Here is a 17,005-nt window from a genome sequence, read left to right on the forward strand (position 1 = left end):
GCGAACCGCCACGGCGTGGCAAGGGCGGAGCTCATTCGGCCTCCGTCGCATGCCCCGGCGCGCGGCTCAGCAGATGCGTGCGCTTGTCGGCCGCGAGCGACACGTAGCGTTCGTACTGGCGCAGCACATCGGCAATCACTTCGTCGCCGCGCAGGTATTCGACGTCGTAGCCGAGCCGCCCATCCTCGAAGAACGTGACGATCCCGTACACGTGGGCCCGTTCCGCTTCCGGCTCGGCTGCCTCGCGCACCAGGAACGCGGCGGCGGATTTCACCGTCACGCGCACGCCGTACACGAAATCGCGGTGGTCGGCGGTCGGCACGGTGAGCCGCACGGCATCGTCGCTGTCGCGCTGCACGTTCGCATCGACGCCGCTCGCGCGCAGCTCGTCGGCGACCTTGCGCAACGCGGGCTCGACCGTCTCGGCGACGAACTGGCGCGCTTCGGCTTCGGTCGTCTGCCGCAGGATGTGCGTCAGGCGGTGGCGCCAGTGCTGGCCGGTCCAGAAGCTCGTCGCGGGCGCGATGTCCTGAGAATAGTGCACGCGGTCGGCCGCGAGCCCGCGCCACAGCCCGTAGCAGAGCGCGAGCATGATGATCGCCACCGGAAGCGCGGCGATCAGCGTCATCGCCTGCAACGCGCCGAGCCCGCCAGCGACGAGCAGCACCGCGGCCGTCACGCCGAGCAACGCGGCCCAGAACAGCCGTTGCCACACGGGCGAGTGCGCGTTGCCGCGCGTCGCGATCTGGTCGAGCACGAACGCGCCCGAATCGGCGGACGTGACGAAGAACACCGCGATCAGCACGATCGCGACGATCGACAGTCCTTGCGATAGCGGCAGGAAGTCGAAGAAGCGGAACAGCAGCGCGTCGACGTTGGTGGCCGTCTGCGCGAGCGCGCCGGCCGCGCCGTGCGTATCGAGCCAGATCGCGCTGTTGCCGAACACGGTCATCCACACGAGGTTGAACGCGGTCGGCACGAGCAGCACGCCGATCACGAACTGACGGATCGTGCGGCCGCGCGAGATGCGCGCGATGAACATGCCGACGAACGGCGACCACGACACCCACCACGCCCAGTAGAGGATCGTCCAGCCGCCGAACCAGCCTTCCTCGCGCGGCGACGCGTACGCATAGGTGCGGAACGACAGGTCGACGAGATGCGACAGGTACTGGCCGATGTTGTCGCCGAGCGCGCGCAGCAGGAACGACGTCGGGCCCGCGACGACCACGAACGCGAGCAACAGGAACGCGAGCAGCAGGTTCAGCTCGGACAGCCGCCGCACGCCCTTGTCGAGGCCACTCGCGGCGGAAGCACCCGCGAGCAGCACGACCAGCACGACGAGCCCGATGCGGAACGCGTTGCCGCTGGTGTCCCAGCCCACGACCGTGTGCAGGCCGGCGCTGATCTGCATCACGCCGTAGCCGAGCGTCGTCGCGATGCCGGCGACCGTGCCGACCAGCGCGAACGCGTCGACCGTGTGGCCGATCCAGCCGTTGATGCGCTCGCGCAGCACCGGATACAGCCCCGAGCGCAGCGTCAGCGGCAGGTTGTAGCGGAAGCCGAAGTACGCGAGCACGAGCCCCATCAGCCCGTAGATCGCCCACGCATGGAAGCCCCAGTGGAAGAACGTCATCAGCATCGCTTCGCGCGCGGCGGCGGCCGTGCCGGGGTCGACGGTCGGCGGCTTCAGGAAGTGCTGCATCGGCTCGCCGACGCCGAAATACATCAGGCCGATGCCCATGCCGGCCGCGAACAGCATCGCCGTCCACGACACGAAGCTGAATTCGGGTTCGGCGTCGTCGGGGCCGAGCCGGATGTTGCCGAAGTCGCTGGCGGCGATCAGCACGAGAAACACGAGGAAGCCGGTGACGGCGAGCACGTAGAACCAGTCGAAGCGTGCGATGGCCCATTGCTGGCCGGCGGAGAACAGCGCGCCGGCTTCGCTCGGGTGCAGCGCGCACACGACGAGCAGTGCGCCGATGACCGCGAGCGCGGGCAGGACGACCTGCGGCTTGAACGTCGTGCGGGGCGAGGGACGGGAATCTGGCATGGCTGGCATCCAGTTGTGGGCGCAACGAGGCGCGACGCCGCCCGGCGCGCGTGTTCGCGCGTCGGACCCTGATACGGCGTGCGTCGAGTGTACCGCGGTGTCAGGACTGCAAGAAGGGGGCATGCAGAAGAGATGAACCTGACGAATTGTAAGGTATTGGGAGGATCGAGAAAACCCAGGAGGTTCGCCCGGCGGGCGGACGGGGCGCGGCAAACGCCGTGGCGGACGTTTATCGTCCGCCCGGACGGCGCGCGTGGGAATGCGGGAAATGCGCGTGTCGTCCGGGGCAGGGGCAGCGCGCCGAAAGCGCTGCCGCGAGGGTTCAGAACGTGACGGCGATGCCGGCCATGCCGACGAACTGGCCGTGCGTCGTCGATGGCGTGAGCTGCTGCGAATCGCCGACGATCGGCGCCGCATCGATCACGTGGCCCGCGCCTTGCGCACCGAGCGTCTGCCCGCTCGAATGCGTGTACGCCTGCAGCGCATAGAGCGTCGTGCGCTTCGACAGGCTGTACGACTCCTTCAGCGAATACTGCTGGTAGCGGGCCGCACTGTTGATGCCGTTCGCCTTCGACGCGAGCGTGTACGCGAACGCGCCGGCCACCGAGAATGTCGGCGTGAAGCGATACGCGGCGAGCGCGCCGTAGGTGTTGAACACGGCCGTGTCCGTGAACGCCGAGCCGTTGCCGGGCAGGTACTTCACGTTGGAATAGTTGAGGCCCATCGTCAGGTCGCCGAGCGTGTAGTTGCCGGCCGCCGCGACCTGCTCGACGGCCTTCGCGGTCAGGTAGCCCTGGTTCAGCACCGACACCGCGAAGCTGCCCGACGCGGCGGTCGCCGGATTCAGGAAGCCCGCCGACGAGCCCGAGCTGTTGATGCGCAGGTAGCCGGCCGCGACGCCAATCGGCCCGTTCGCATAACGCAGCGCGGCGCTGAACGTGTTGCCCTTGCCGGTCGCGCCGGCAATGCCGCCGAAGGCATACATCGCGCTGGCGGTCAGCCCGGCGAAGGTCGGCGACGTATAGGTGACCGAGTTGTTCACGCGTGTCGTCGTGTCGAGGCCGTCGATGTCACCCGGATGCGCGCCCGTCGCGCCGGTCAGCCAGCTGCTCGACGCGTACGGGCCGACGAACAGGAAGTAGGGCGTGTACTGGCGGCCGGCCGTCATCGTGCCGTAGTGATCGTTGCGCAGGCCGACGAACGCCTGGCGATTGAAGATCAGGCCGGCGGCGGATTGCGCGCCGTTGTTCAGGTTGAAGCCGGACTGCAGGTCGAAGATCGCATGCGTGCCGCCGCCGAGATCCTCGTCGCCGCGCAGCCCGAACTTCGACGCATACAGGTTGCCGTCGCGCATGTAGACGTTCGAGTGGCCCTGCTGGTTGTTCACGTACGCGAGCGAATCGTCGACGACACCGTACAGCGTCACGCTGCTCTGCGCGTGGGCGGCGGTCGTGCCGAGCGATGCAGCCGATAAAATCAGGATTGCATAGCGATTGACGGGTGCTTTCATTGACGATCTCCAGATCTCATCATCTTTTCAAGGTGGGCGGGAGGCTCGGTCGCCTCCTCAGTGGCCGGCGGCGGGCCGCGTGAACGGCCCGTCTTGCGCGGGTGACGCGGTTCAGCTGTCGAATGCGACGACGAGGCGGCGCCATGCGTCATCGAGCGCATCCTGCTCGATGCGCGCGCCGCGCACGGCGACCGGGCCTTGCAGCGACGCGGGCAACAGGATCTCGACGCGGTCGGCCGGGCGTGCCGGGCGGCCGTCCCAGCGCACCGATACGCCGAACGCGCCCGACGCTTCGCGGCCGGTCTCGATGCGCCACAGCCCGTATTCGCCGTCACGCCATGCTTCCGTCTCGCCATCGTCCTCGACGCATTCGCCGTACGCGACACCGTCCTCGATGCGCGGCGCAACGAGGAAGCCGCGCGTGTCGGCACGCGCGCCGAAATGCTGTTCCGCGACGTTCAGCGGCAGCACGCGGCCCTCGCGCAGCAGCATCACCGGCGAGTCGAGCGGCGCGGGCAGCGTCACGCTCGCACCGCCGTCGAACGCTTGCGCGCTCGCGCAGCACATCCAGCGCGCGCCCGACGGCAGGTAGACGGTGCGCGCCGTCAGGCCGGGATCGACGACCGGCGCGACGAGCAGCGCGTCGCCGAGCATCATGTCGTCACATTCGTCGTAGCAGCGTGCGTCGCCGGGGAAATCGGCGAAGGTCGGCCGCAGCACGGGCTCGTAGCGCGTCGTCGACAGCCACAGCAGGTGATAGAGGTAGGGCAGCAGCCGGTAGCGCTGCTTGATCAGCGACGCGATCTGCGCGGTGATCTCCGGATACATCCACGGTTCGTTGACGGTGCCGTCGTCGTTCCACGAGTGGATGCTGAAGCGCGGCATGAAGAGGCCGAACTGCACCCAGCGCAGCAGCAGTTCCGGCGACGGCGCGGGCCCGGAGAAGCCGCCGATGTCGTGACCGATGTTCGATACGCCCGACAGCGCGAGCCCGAGGCCCATCTTCAGGTTGTAGCGCAAGGTTTCCCACGACGTATAGTTGTCGCCGGACCAGGTCTGCACGTAGCGCTGCATGCCGGCGCCGCCGGAGCGCGACACGAGGAACGGCCGCCGCGCCGGCGCATGCGCGCGCTGCGCGTCGCGCGACGCGCGCATCATCAGCATCGTCTGCAGCACCTTCGCTTCACGCACGGGATACGGCTGGCCGAAGCCGTGCGCGATCGCGTCGGGCGACCAGATCTCGTACTCGTTGTTGTCGTTCCAGGTCGACTCGATCCCGTATTCGAGCAGCGCCGACGTGACCTGCTCGCGCCACCAGCGGTACGCGTCGGGCTGCGTGAAGTCGAGATACGCGCCGACCTCGTCCCAGAACTGCACCCATGCGGGCTCGCCGGATGCCGAGCGGATCAGCAGCCCGCGCCTGGCCGCCTCTTCGAATGCGGGATGGTCGCGCAGCAGGCACGGCTTGATGTTCGCGCACAGACGGATGCCGTGGTCGCGGTAATGCTTCACGAAGCCCTTCGCGTCGGGAAACTTGTCGCGGTTCCAGTTGAACACGTAGCGCTTCGCACCGATCGACGTATAGCCCGACGACAGGTGGAACGAATCGCACAGGATGTCGTGCGTGTCGCATTGCTCGACGAACTGGTTCATCTGCTGCTGCGCGTCCGGCGCATCGGTGTAGCGCATCGTCGAGCCCGAGTAGCCGAGCCCCCATTTCGGCGTGCGCGCGGGGCGCCCGGTGAGCCACGTGAAGCGCCGCGCGGCCGCGAGCGGCGTGTCGGGCGACGCGATGAAGTAGTAGTCGAGATCGCCGTGCTCGGCGACGAAATAGCGGTACGGGCCATGATAGTTGTCGAGCTCGCGGCCCATGTCGAACGCGCAGTCCGACAGCGTGTCGTAGAACAGCCCGAACCCCTGGCACGCTGCGGGCGACCACGTGATGTAAAACGGAATGTGCTTGTACAGCGGGTCGGTGTGCTTCGCGCTGTAGCCCATCGCGTCGATGTTGCGCATCTCGAAGCGCGCGCCGGTGCGGTCGAGGTCGCCCGCGCGTTCGCCGAGGCCGAACACCTTGTCGCCGCGCTCGCGGGCGACGTAGTGATACGCGCGATCGTCCCACCAGCCGAAGTTGTACGCCTGCGTCGCACGGTCGGCGAGTGCGACGCGCCATGTGCCGTCCGCGTCGCGCATCGACCACGTGCAATGGCCGCCTTGCCTGCGCACCGCGAGCCGGATCTGTACGGTCTCGATGCACACGCTGTCATCGTCTTCGACGAGGGTAAAGGAGGGCAGCGCGAAGCCGCTCAGGTCGAGGCGGTCGCGCCCGTCGAGCGGCACGTCGTCGAGGCCCGGCGCGATCGACCACGTGCGCGGGTTGCGTGCCGTCGCGTCGGGCAGCACGCGCACCCGTACGATGTCATCCTCGAGCACGAAGATCTCGACGGTTGCGCCCGCCTCGGATGCGAGCAGCACACGGTTCGCGTGCTGGCCGGCGACGCGGAACACGGGCGGATGAAGAAGCGAAGTCATGAATGCGATTCCTGGTAAGGGCGAAGGTCAGGCGTGCCGGGCGAGCAGGCGTTCCTGCTTCGACTGCCCGCGGATCAGCATCGCGAGCAGCGTGACGCCGATGATGTCGAACAGGCCGAGGCACGCGAACAGCGGCGCATAGCCGATCTTGTCGGCGAGCGCGCCGACCAGCAGCGAGAAACCGAGCCCGCCGATCCACGCGGCCATCCCGGCGAAGCCGCTCGCGGTGCCGACTTCCTCGGGATCGAACACGTCGGCCGACAGCGTGTTGACGAGCGCGGAGATCATCTGGTGCGCGAAGCCGCCGACGCAGAACAGCGCGATGGCCGTGTACGGCGACGCGACGAGCCCGATCATCGCGGGCCCGAGCATCAGCACCGCGCCGAGCGCGATGCCCGCGACGCGCGACCATACGAGCGGCAGCTCGAACCGCTTCGCGAGATACGGAGACAGGTAGCCGCCCGCGATGCCGCCGAGGTCGGCCGCGAGAAACGGCATCCACGCGAAGATCGCGATCTGCTTGAGTTCCATGTGGCGCTCGGTCGCGAGATACAGCGGAATCCAGAAGCTGAAGGTCTGCCACGCGGGTTCGGCGAAGAAGCGCGGCAGCGCGATGGCCCAGAAGCGCCGCGCGGTGACGACGTCGCGAATGCGGCGCTTCGACACGGGCGGCATCGTCGCCTGGCCGTCGCGGATCAGCGCGCGCTCCTGCGGCGTGATGCGCGGATGATCGGCCGGCGACCGGTACTGCGCGTACCAGAGCGCGGCCCACACGAAGCCGAGCGCGCCGGTGGCCATGAACGCGGCCTGCCAGCCGAACCGCATCGACAGGAACACGACGAGCGGCGGCGCGATCGCGGCGCCGAGCGACGTGCCCGCGTTGAAATAGCCGACCGCGACGGATTTCTCGCGATCGGGAAACCATTCGGCGACCGCCTTCATCCCGGACGGAATCGCGGCGGCTTCGAACAGGCCGAGAAAGCCGCGCAGGATGCCGAGCGACAGCCAGCCCGACGCGAAGCCGTGCGCGACGCCGACGATCGACCACAGCATCGCGAACAGCGCGAACCCGAGCCGCAGCCCGATCAGGTCGACGACGAAGCCGCACACGGGCTGCATGATCGTGTAACCGATCTGGAACGCGCCGACGATGTACGAATACTGCTGCGTCGAGATCGAAAAGACCTGCTTCAGCTCGGGGGCGAGCACCGCGAGGGAGTTCCGTGCGAGGTAGTTGAGGATCGTGCCGAGACATACGAGCACGATGATCCACCAGCGCAACGCCTTGACTGTCTTCACTGCTGTCTCCTGTCAGAGGGGCGGGCGCACAGCGCCCGCCGATCCGTAAGGGCCATCCGCCCGGGATGGCTTATTCGTTTTATTCGTACGATGTCCGATCTTGATTGGAGCCGGTTATACCGGCTTATATCGAAAATACGGTATTCGAACGAACATTTTGTCGTCATCGAGCCGCGATGTTATCTGACGACTGATCATTTTCGAGCATCCTATGTTCGAATTCGAATCCGGTCAACGTGAAAATGCATTCGAACGAACTTGCTCGGGGTTTTCCCGAGGGGCGCCGCCACGCGGCGTAGTTGGCAACGCACGGCGATCACGCGCGAAGGCCCGTGCGGCGGGGCAGTGCGCGCATCGGGTGATCGAAAAGGCGTGGGGCGGGACGTGACAACCCTGATGAAAATTTATTTCTTTTTGAGGCAGGAGTTGTGTAAATTCATTTTCATCATCCTTGCAACAACCCTTCGCATGACGCCTCTCGTTCCACCCGACGCCAGTCACGACGAACCCGCGATCGCCGAGCGGATCGCGTCGGCGATGCCGTTGATGACGCCGATCCACCGCCGCATGGGCGAGTTCGTGCTCGCGAATCCGTTCCGCGCGGCGACGATGCGCATCGACGAACTCGCGCAGGCCGTGAATGCGTCGATCGCGACCGCGAACCGCTTCGCGAAGGCGCTCGGTTTCGACGGCTATCCGGCGATGCGCGCGGCGCTCGTGCGTGGTTTCGAGGCGACGCTCGGGCCGGTCGAGCGGCTGCGTTCCGCGCAGGAGCAGGAGCCCGGCGTACGCGGCGCCGCGTGGATCGACGCGGTATTCGACCAGGCCGTCGCGAACATCGAGAACACGCGTGCGCAACTGGACGCAGCCGATGTCGAGGCCGCGGTCGAGGCGATCGTCGGCGCGCGGCGCGTGCTGATTCTCGGCGCGGGGTCGAGCGCGTTTCTCACCGGGCTGATGGAGCACGGGCTGTCCGTCTGCCATGACAACGTGCAATCGCTCGCGTTGCTCGGCGGCCCGTCGCACGCGGCGCGGCGGCTGTACACGGCCGACTCGCGCGATCTCGTGATCGCGCTCGCGTTTCCGCGCTACGTGAAGGACACCATCGAACTGGCCCGTCGCGCGGCGGCGCGCGGTGCGCGCGTGCTGGGCATCTCCGACGGCCCGCAATCGCCGCTTGCGCCGATCGCGTCGCTGAACCTGTACGTCAAGGCCGAACGGCGCTTCGCGGCGACGTCGGAAGCGGCCGTGCTCGCGATGATCGAGGCGCTGATCGACGCGGTCGCGCTGCGCACGCACCGGTCCGCGAAATCCGCGGCCGAGATGACCGAATTCCTGCTGCCGTGGCTCGTCCAGCCGCAAGCGACGCTGCCGGCCGCCAACCCTTCTACTCACCGTCCGAAAAAAACATGACTTCACCCGCGATCGTTGCGATTCACGGCGGCGCAGGCACGATCCTGCGCGAGGCGATGGATTCCGACACCGAACGTCAGTACCGTGCCGAACTGACCGCCATCCTGACGGCCGCGCAGCAGGTGCTGGCCGATGGCGGCAGCGCGCTCGACGCCGTCACCGTCGCGGTGCGGATGCTCGAGGATTGTCCGCTGTTCAACGCCGGGCGCGGCGCCGTCTATACGGCGGAGGGCAAGCACGAACTCGACGCGGCGGTGATGGATGGCGCGACGCTTGGCGCCGGCGCGATCTGCTGCGCGACGCGCGTGCGCAATCCGGTGCTGGCCGCGCGGCGCGTGATGGAAGCCAGCGAGCACGTGCTGTTCGCCGGTGACGGCGCCGATGCGTTCGCGGCCGCGCAGGGGCTCGAACTCGCGGAACCGGATTACTTCCACACCGAGGCGCGTCACGCGCAGTGGGTCAAGGCGCGCGCAGCGGCGGGCGCCATGCTCGACCACGACGCGGCGACGTTCACGTTCGGCGCATCACCCTCGCAGCAACCGGCCGAACCGCTCGATCCGGACCGCAAGCACGGCACGGTCGGCGCGGTCGCATGCGACCAGCACGGCCACATCGCGGCGGCGACGTCGACGGGCGGCATCACGAACAAGCAGCCGGGGCGTGTCGGCGATTCGCCGATCATCGGCGCGGGCTGCTATGCGGACGACGCAACCTGCGCGGTGTCGTCGACGGGCACCGGCGAGATGTTCATCCGGCTCGCGACCGCGCATGACGTGGCCGCGCAGATCGCGTATCGCGGCGCATCGCTCGCCGAGGCCGCGCACGACGTCGTGATGAACAAGCTGCCGCGCCTCGCGGGCCGCGGCGGGATCATCGCGGTCGATGCGCAGGGCAACGTCGCGATGCCGTTCAACACCGAAGGGATGTACCGCGGCTATGCGCGCGTCGGTGAAGCGCCGGTGGTCGGCATCTATCGCGACGACGACACGGCCTGATTCCGGCCCGCACGAGGAGGAGACCCACGATGACTTCGAGCCGTAATCCGTCCGGCCTGGTGCTGCCCGAGCAGCGCGTGGTGGCCGTCGACGACCTGTCGGTCACGTTCCGCCGCGAAGGCGCGACGTTCGACGCGGTACGCAACGTGTCGTTTCACGTCGACCGCGGCGAGACGCTCGCGATCGTCGGTGAATCGGGCTCGGGCAAGTCGGTCACGTCGCTTGCGCTGATGCGGCTCGTCGAGCACGGCGGCGGCGCGATCACGAACGGCCGGATCGCGTTCCGCCGGCGCGGGGGCGCGATTGTCGATCTCGCGCAGGCCAGCGGCGCGACGATGCGCGGTATTCGCGGCGCGGATATCGCGATGATCTTCCAGGAGCCGATGACGTCGCTGAACCCGGTGTTCACCGTCGGCGACCAGATCAGCGAGGCGATCGCGCTGCATCAGTCGAAAAGCCTGTCGGAAGCACGCGCGGAAACGCTGCGGCTGCTCGAACTCGTGCGCATCCCGGAGGCGCGCCGCGTGTTCGCGCGCTATCCGCACCAGTTGTCGGGCGGGATGCGGCAGCGGGTGATGATCGCGATGGCGCTGTCGTGCCGGCCGTCGCTGCTGATCGCCGACGAGCCGACGACCGCGCTCGACGTGACGATCCAGGCGCAGATCCTGCAACTGGTGCGCGGGCTGCAGGACGAGATGAACATGGGCGTGATCTTCATCACGCACGACATGGGCGTGGTGGCCGAAGTGGCCGACCGCGTGCTCGTGATGTATCGCGGCGAGAAGGTCGAGGAGGGCGAGTCGGACCGCATCTTCGCGGCGCCTGAGCATCGCTACACGCGCGCGTTGCTCGCGGCCGTGCCGAAACTCGGCTCGATGCAGGGCACCGATGCGCCCGAGAAATTCCCGCTGCTGAAGGTGGAGGGCGCGAGCACGGCAGCACCGGCTGCGTCGCCCGCACCCGCGGCGAACGACGCTGCGCAGCCGCCCGTCGATCAGTCCGCATCGCCGATCCTGCGCGTGCGCGATCTCGTGACGCGCTTCCCGGTGAAGAGCGGCGTGTTCGGCCGCGTGTCGCAATACGTGCATGCGGTGGAACGGGTGAGCTTCGAACTGCGCGCGGGCGAGACACTCGCGCTGGTCGGCGAATCGGGCTGCGGCAAGTCGACCACCGGCCGCTCGCTGCTGCGCCTCGTCGAATCGCAGAGCGGCTCGATCGAGTTCGACGGCCGCGACATCAGTGCGCTGAAGGGCCCGGACCTGCAGGCGCTGCGCCGGAACATCCAGTTCATCTTCCAGGATCCGTTCGCGTCGCTGAACCCGCGCCTGACCGTCGGTTTCTCGATCATGGAGCCGCTGCTGGTGCACGGCGTCGCGAGTGGCCGCGAAGCGCAGGCGCGCGTCGACTGGCTGCTCGACAAGGTCGGCCTGCCGCCCGAGGCCGCGCGCCGATATCCGCATGAATTCTCGGGCGGCCAGCGCCAGCGGATCGCGATCGCGCGCGCGCTCGCGCTGAACCCGAAGGTCGTGATCGCCGACGAATCGGTGTCGGCGCTCGACGTGTCGGTGCAGGCGCAGATCGTCAACCTGATGCTCGACCTGCAGCGCGAGCTCGGCGTCGCGTACCTGTTCATCTCGCACGACATGGCGGTGGTCGAGCGCATCAGCCATCGCGTCGCGGTGATGTACCTCGGCCAGATCGTCGAGATTGGCCCGCGTCGCGCGGTGTTCGAGGCGCCGCAGCACCCGTATACGAAGAAGCTGATGAGCGCGGTGCCGGTGGCCGATCCGGCACGCAGGCACGCGCCGCGCCAGCTGGCGGCGGACGAAATCCCGAGCCCGATCCGCGCGGTCGGCGACGACCCGGTCGTCGCGCCGCTCGTCGCGGTCGGCCCCGATCATTACGTCGCGACGCATCGCGTCGGCGGCGCGTACTGAAGCAATGCGTCGCCATGGCGATGCGCGAGCGTGCAGGAAGTCGAAACCGAAACGCCCGTGAGGCGTCACCGATTCACCGATAGGAGCCCAGCAACATGACCAAGCAGCATCCGTTCACGATGTTTCGTCCGCGCGCGTGTTTCGTCGCGCTTGCCGGCGCGTTCGCGCTGTCGGCCGCGGTGCCCGCGTTCGCGCAGCAGACCGCGGTGATGGCGGTGGATTCGACGTTCACGACGATGGACCCGTACGACGCGAACGACACGGTGTCGCAGGCCGTCGTCAAGTCGTTCTACCAGGGCCTGTTCGGCTTCGACAAGGACATGAAGCTCGTCAACGTGCTGGCGATGAGCTACGACGCGAGCCCCGATGCGAAGACGTACACGATCAAGCTGCGCCAGGGCGTGAAGTTCCACGACGGCACCGATTTCAACGCGGCGGCCGTGAAGGCGAACTTCGACCGCGTGACCGATCCCGCGAACCACCTGAAGCGCTACAACATGTTCCGCGTGATCGAGAAGACCGAAGTGGTCGATCCGTACACGGTGAAGATCACGCTGCGCGAGCCGTTCTCGGCGCTGATCAACACGCTCGCGCACCCGTCGGCCGTGATGATCTCGCCGGCCGCGCTGAAGAAGTGGGGCCGCGACATCGCGCTGCATCCGGTCGGCACCGGCCCGTTCGAGTTCGTCGAATGGAAGCAGACCGACGACCTGAAGGTGAAGAAGTTCGCCGGCTACTGGAAGAAGGGCTATCCGAAGATCGACGCGATCGACTGGAAGCCGGTGGTCGACAACAACACGCGTGCCGCGCTGATCAAAACGGGCGAAGCCGATTTCGCGTTCCGCATCCCGTTCGAGCAGGCGGTCGACCTGAAGGGCAACCCGAAGGTCGACATCGTGGAGCGGCCGTCGATCGTGCAGCGCTACGTGTCGCTGAACATGCTGCAGAAGCCGTTCGACAACCCGAAGGTGCGCCAGGCGCTGAACTACGCGGTGAACAAGGAAGCGCTCGCGAAGGTCGCGTTCTCCGGCTTCGCGACGCCGTCCACCGGCGTGGTGCCGCAGGGCGTCGACTATGCGACGAAGCTGGGCCCGTGGCCGTACGACCCGGCGAAGGCGCGCGCGCTGCTGAAGGAGGCCGGCTATCCGAACGGCTTCGAGACGACGCTGTGGTCCGCGTATAACAACTCGACGTCGCAGAAGGCGATCCAGTTCGTGCAGCAGCAGCTCGCGCAGGTCGGCGTGAAGGTGCAGGTGCAGGCGCTGGAGGCCGGCGAGCGCGTCGCGAAGGTCGAGAGCGCGCCGGATCCGGCGAAGGCGCCGGTGCGGATGTACTACATCGGCTGGTCGTCGTCGACGGGTGAAGCGAACTGGGCGATCACGCCGCTGCTCGCCGGCGCGTCGGCGCCGCCGAAGCTCGTCAACACCGCGTACTACAAGAACGACACGGTCGACGGCGATCTGACGAAGGCGCTCGAGACGGTCGATCGCGCGAAGAAGACCGACCTCTACGCCGATGCGCAGAAGCAGATCTGGACCGATGCACCGTGGATCTTCCTCGTGCAGGAGAAGATCGTGTATGCGCGCAGCAAGCGGCTGCAGGGCGCGTACGTGATGCCGGACGGCTCGTTCAACTTCGACGAAATCTCGCTGAAATGACAGTGGTGATGACCGCGGCTCGTCCGCCATGCGGTGCCGGCGGCGTGAGCCGCCGGCACGCTGAATCGATCGGTGCCCCATGCTGAATTTTCTCGTCAAACGCCTGTTCGGCCTGCTGCCCACGCTCGCGATCGTCGCGGTGCTGGTGTTCCTGTTCGTCCACCTGCTGCCGGGCGATCCGGCGCGGCTCGCGGCCGGCCCCGAAGCCGACGACGCGACGATCGCGCTCGTGCGTGCCGATCTCGGGCTCGACCGCCCGCTGCCCGCTCAGTTCGTGAACTTCTTCACGAAGATCGCGCACGGCGACTTCGGCATGTCGACGCGCAGCAAGCGGCCGGTCTCGACCGAGATCGGCGAGCGCTTCATGCCGACGCTGATGCTGACGCTCGTCAGCATGGTGTGGGCGACGGCCTTCGGGATGGCGATCGGCATCGCGTCGGCGGTATGGCGCAACCGCTGGCCGGATCGCCTCGGCATGACGCTCGCGGTGTCGGGCATCTCGTTTCCCGCGTTCGCGCTCGGCATGCTGCTGATGGAAGTCTTCTCGGTGAAGCTCGGCTGGCTGCCGGTCGTACCGGACGGTTCGTGGAAGAGCTACGTGCTGCCGTCGCTGACGCTCGGCGCCGCGGTCGCGGCCGTGATGGCGCGCTTCACGCGGGCATCGTTCGTCGAGGTGCTGAACGAGGATTTCGTGCGCACCGCGCGTGCGAAAGGCGTGCACGAGCCGATGGTGGTGCTCAAGCACTGCCTGCGCAACGCGATGATCCCGGTCGTCACGATGATGGGGCTGCAGTTCGGCTTCCTGCTCGGCGGCTCGATCGTCGTCGAGGTCGTGTTCAACTGGCCGGGGCTCGGCCGCCTGCTCGTCGACGCGGTGACGATGCGCGACTACCCGGTGATCCAGGCGATCGTGTTGCTGTTTTCGCTCGAGTTCATCCTGATCAACCTGACCGTCGACGTGCTGTACGCGGTCATCAACCCGACCATCCGGTTCAAGTGAGGCGCAAATGAACGCGACAGTCCAGACCGCGGCGCCGGCCGCACCCGCCGCGATCCGCACGCCGTGGCGCGAATTCTGGCGCAAGTTCCGCAAGCAGACCGTCGCGCTCGTCGCGGGCGGCTTCGTGCTGGCGCTCGTCGTGCTGGCGTTCGTCGGCCCGCACATCGTGCCGTTCGATCCGGAGAACTATTTCGACTACGACGCGCTGAACGCAGGGCCGTCGGTCGTGCACTGGTTCGGCGTCGATTCGCTCGGCCGCGATATCTTCAGCCGGATCATCGCGGGCACGCGCATCTCGCTCGCGGCCGGCTTCTTCTCGGTCGCGCTCGGCGCGGTGATCGGCACGTTCTTCGGGCTGCTCGCCGGCTACTACGAAGGCTGGTGGGACCGCATCACGATGCGCGTGGCCGACGTGCTGTTCGCGTTCCCGGGCATCCTGCTCGCGATCGGCGTGGTGGCGATCCTCGGCAACGGGATGGTCAACGTGATCTGCGCGGTCGCGATCTTCAGTATCCCGGCGTTCGCGCGGCTCGTGCGCGGCAACACGCTGATGCTCAAGCACATGACCTATGTCGAGGCCGCACGCAGCATCGGCGCGTCGGACTGGACGATCATCATGCGGCACATCCTGCCGGGCACCGTGTCGTCGGTCGTCGTCTACTTCACGATGCGGATCGGCACGTCGATCATCACGGCCGCGAGCCTGTCGTTCCTCGGGCTCGGCGCGCAACCGCCGACGCCGGAGTGGGGGGCGATGCTCAACGAGGCGCGCGCGGACATGGTGACGGCGCCGCACATCGCGATCTTCCCGAGCCTGGCGATCTTCCTGACCGTGCTCGCGTTCAACCTGCTCGGCGACGGGCTGCGCGACGCGCTCGATCCGAAACTGGAGCGCCGCTGATGCGCCACTCTCCGATGTGGACGGCGACGCTGCCCGCCGGGCCGCGCGGCACGATCGCCGACGTGCCGGGCGTGACGGTCGGCCATTGCACGCTCGACGCAGGCAACGTGCAGACGGGCGTGACCGTCGTGAAGCCGCATCCGGGCGACGTGTACCGCAGCAAGGTGCCGGCTGGGGCGGCGGTGATCAACGGCTTCGGCAAGAGTGTCGGGCTCGTGCAGGTCGACGAACTCGGCACGCTCGAGACGCCGATCGCGCTGACCAATACGTTCGGCGTCGGCGCGCTCGCGCAGGCGCAGATACGTGCGGCGATCGCGGCGAATCCGCAGGTCGGCCGCGACTGGTCGACCGTCAACCCGCTCGTGTTCGAGTGCAATGACGGCTATCTGAACGATATCCAGGCGTTCGCGGTCACGCCCGCGCATTACGACGACGCGTGCCGCGCGGCATCGCGTGACGTCGCACGCGGCGCGGTGGGCGCGGGGCGCGGGATGTCGAGCTTCGACCTGAAGGGCGGGATCGGTTCGGCATCGCGCGTTGCCGTTGCGGCCGGGCGGCCCTATACGGTCGGCGCACTCGTACTCGCGAATTTCGGCCGGCTGCCGATGCTGACGCTCGGCGGCGTGCCGGTCGGACGCATCGTCGCGCAACGGCGTGCGGCCGGGGCCGCGCATGCGGCGCCGCCGGAGCAAGGATCGATCATCCTGTTGCTGGCGACCGACGCGCCGCTCGATGCGCGGCAACTGTCGCGGCTCGCGCGCCGCGCCGGGGCGGGGCTGGCCCGCACGGGCTCGGTCTACGGGCACGGCAGCGGCGACATCGCGCTCGCCTTCTCCACCGCCTACACGATCGCGCACGACGCATCGACCCTCGCGCTGCCGGCCCTCGTCGCCGATGCGGCGCTCGATCCACTGTTCATGGCCGCGGCCGAAAGCGTCGAGCATGCGATCGCCGACGCGCTGCTGCAGGCCGTGACGGTGGCCGGGCGCGACGGCCACGTGCGGCAATCGCTGCGCGATGCGGTGCCCGATCTCGATCGCCTGTTCAACGAAGGCCACGAAGGACGTCTTACCCAGTCATGAAGATCCTGATTTCGACCGACATCGAAGGCGTCGCCGGCGTATTCGCCATCGAGCAGACGCGCGCCGGCAATCCGGAATACGAGCGCGCGCGCCGCTGGATGACCGCCGAGGCGAACGCGGCGATCGAAGGCGCGTTCATGGGCGGTGCGCAGGCGGTGTGGGTCAACGATTCGCACGGCGGTTTCCGCAACCTGCTGCCCGACGGGCTCGATGCGCGTGCGCGTGTCGTCCTCGGCAAGCCGCGCACGCTCGGGATGATGACGGGCCTCGAGCAGCAGCCCGATCTCGTGTTCATGATCGGCTATCACGCGAAATCGCAGACGCGCGGCGTGCTCGCGCACACGATCAACAGCTTTGCGTTTACGCAGGTATGGCTGAACGGCGTCGAACTCGGCGAAGCCGGGCTGTACGGTGCGCTGGCGCGCGAATACGGCGCGCACGTCGCGCTGGCCACGGGCGACGACGTGTTCGCGGAGGAAACGCAGCCGCTGTTTCCGGATGCGCATTTCGAGACGGTCAAGACGGCCGGCGGCGCGTCGAGCGGCGATACGCTCACGCCCGCCGCGTCATGTGCGCGGATCGCAGCGGCGGCGCGCGAAGCGGTCGCGCACGCACTGTCGGCAGG

Annotated in this window: 12 protein-coding genes; 8 read left to right on the forward strand and 4 right to left on the reverse strand. The window is 67.9% G+C overall.

Going from position 1 to position 17,005, the window contains the following annotated elements; translation table 11 throughout:
* Positions 1–31: 31 nt before the first annotated feature.
* The 4 genes from G3N98_RS20135 to G3N98_RS20150 all read right to left on the reverse strand — a co-directional run bounded on the left by G3N98_RS20135 (position 32) and on the right by G3N98_RS20150 (position 7,394).
* Positions 32–2,053: a BCCT family transporter gene (locus G3N98_RS20135; protein WP_206149035.1), complete on the reverse strand. Its 2,022-nt coding sequence runs from the start codon at positions 2,051–2,053 to the stop codon at positions 32–34.
* A 322-nt stretch (positions 2,054–2,375) separates the two neighbouring features.
* The gene (locus G3N98_RS20140; protein WP_206149036.1) at positions 2,376–3,563 is read right to left on the reverse strand and encodes a porin; all 1,188 of its coding nucleotides are present in this window, start codon (positions 3,561–3,563) and stop codon (positions 2,376–2,378) included.
* A 111-nt stretch (positions 3,564–3,674) separates the two neighbouring features.
* On the reverse strand, positions 3,675–6,095 hold the full coding sequence (locus G3N98_RS20145) for a glycoside hydrolase family 31 protein (RefSeq protein WP_206149037.1): 2,421 nt from the start codon (positions 6,093–6,095) through the stop codon (positions 3,675–3,677).
* 27 nt (positions 6,096–6,122) lie between these two features.
* Positions 6,123–7,394, reverse strand: coding sequence for an MFS transporter (locus G3N98_RS20150; RefSeq protein ID WP_206149038.1), 1,272 nt, complete (start codon positions 7,392–7,394; stop codon positions 6,123–6,125).
* Positions 7,395–7,862: 468 nt separating this feature from the next.
* Here G3N98_RS20150 and G3N98_RS20155 point away from each other — a divergent pair, with 468 nt between their 5' ends.
* The 8 genes from G3N98_RS20155 to G3N98_RS20190 all read left to right on the forward strand — a co-directional run.
* Positions 7,863–8,807, forward strand: coding sequence for a MurR/RpiR family transcriptional regulator (locus G3N98_RS20155; RefSeq protein WP_089427704.1), 945 nt, complete (start codon positions 7,863–7,865; stop codon positions 8,805–8,807).
* Positions 8,804–9,802 (forward strand): isoaspartyl peptidase/L-asparaginase, encoded by a 999-nt coding sequence (locus G3N98_RS20160; protein WP_206149039.1) that lies wholly within the window; start codon positions 8,804–8,806, stop codon positions 9,800–9,802. The genes G3N98_RS20155 and G3N98_RS20160 overlap by 4 nt, the downstream gene beginning before the upstream one ends.
* Positions 9,803–9,831: 29 nt before the next feature.
* Positions 9,832–11,739 (forward strand): dipeptide ABC transporter ATP-binding protein, encoded by a 1,908-nt coding sequence (locus G3N98_RS20165; RefSeq protein WP_206149040.1) that lies wholly within the window; start codon positions 9,832–9,834, stop codon positions 11,737–11,739.
* A gap of 95 nt (positions 11,740–11,834) precedes the next feature.
* On the forward strand, positions 11,835–13,397 hold the full coding sequence (gene gsiB, locus G3N98_RS20170) for a glutathione ABC transporter substrate-binding protein GsiB (protein WP_206149041.1): 1,563 nt from the start codon (positions 11,835–11,837) through the stop codon (positions 13,395–13,397).
* Between the two features lie 79 nt (positions 13,398–13,476).
* Positions 13,477–14,397 (forward strand): glutathione ABC transporter permease GsiC, encoded by a 921-nt coding sequence (gsiC, locus tag G3N98_RS20175; RefSeq protein ID WP_089427700.1) that lies wholly within the window; start codon positions 13,477–13,479, stop codon positions 14,395–14,397.
* 7 nt (positions 14,398–14,404) lie between these two features.
* Complete coding sequence (gene gsiD, locus G3N98_RS20180; RefSeq protein ID WP_089458029.1) at positions 14,405–15,298, forward strand: glutathione ABC transporter permease GsiD; 894 nt, start codon at positions 14,405–14,407, stop codon at positions 15,296–15,298.
* Positions 15,298–16,380, forward strand: coding sequence for a P1 family peptidase (locus tag G3N98_RS20185; RefSeq protein ID WP_206149042.1), 1,083 nt, complete (start codon positions 15,298–15,300; stop codon positions 16,378–16,380). Before gsiD ends, G3N98_RS20185 begins: the two co-directional genes overlap by 1 nt.
* A partial coding sequence (locus tag G3N98_RS20190; protein ID WP_206149043.1) for a M55 family metallopeptidase occupies positions 16,377–17,005 on the forward strand: 629 nt, incomplete at its 3' end. The genes G3N98_RS20185 and G3N98_RS20190, both read left to right, overlap by 4 nt.

It is taken from the genome of Burkholderia sp. Tr-20390, assembly GCF_017104595.1.
Classification (GTDB): Bacteria; Pseudomonadota; Gammaproteobacteria; order Burkholderiales; family Burkholderiaceae; genus Burkholderia.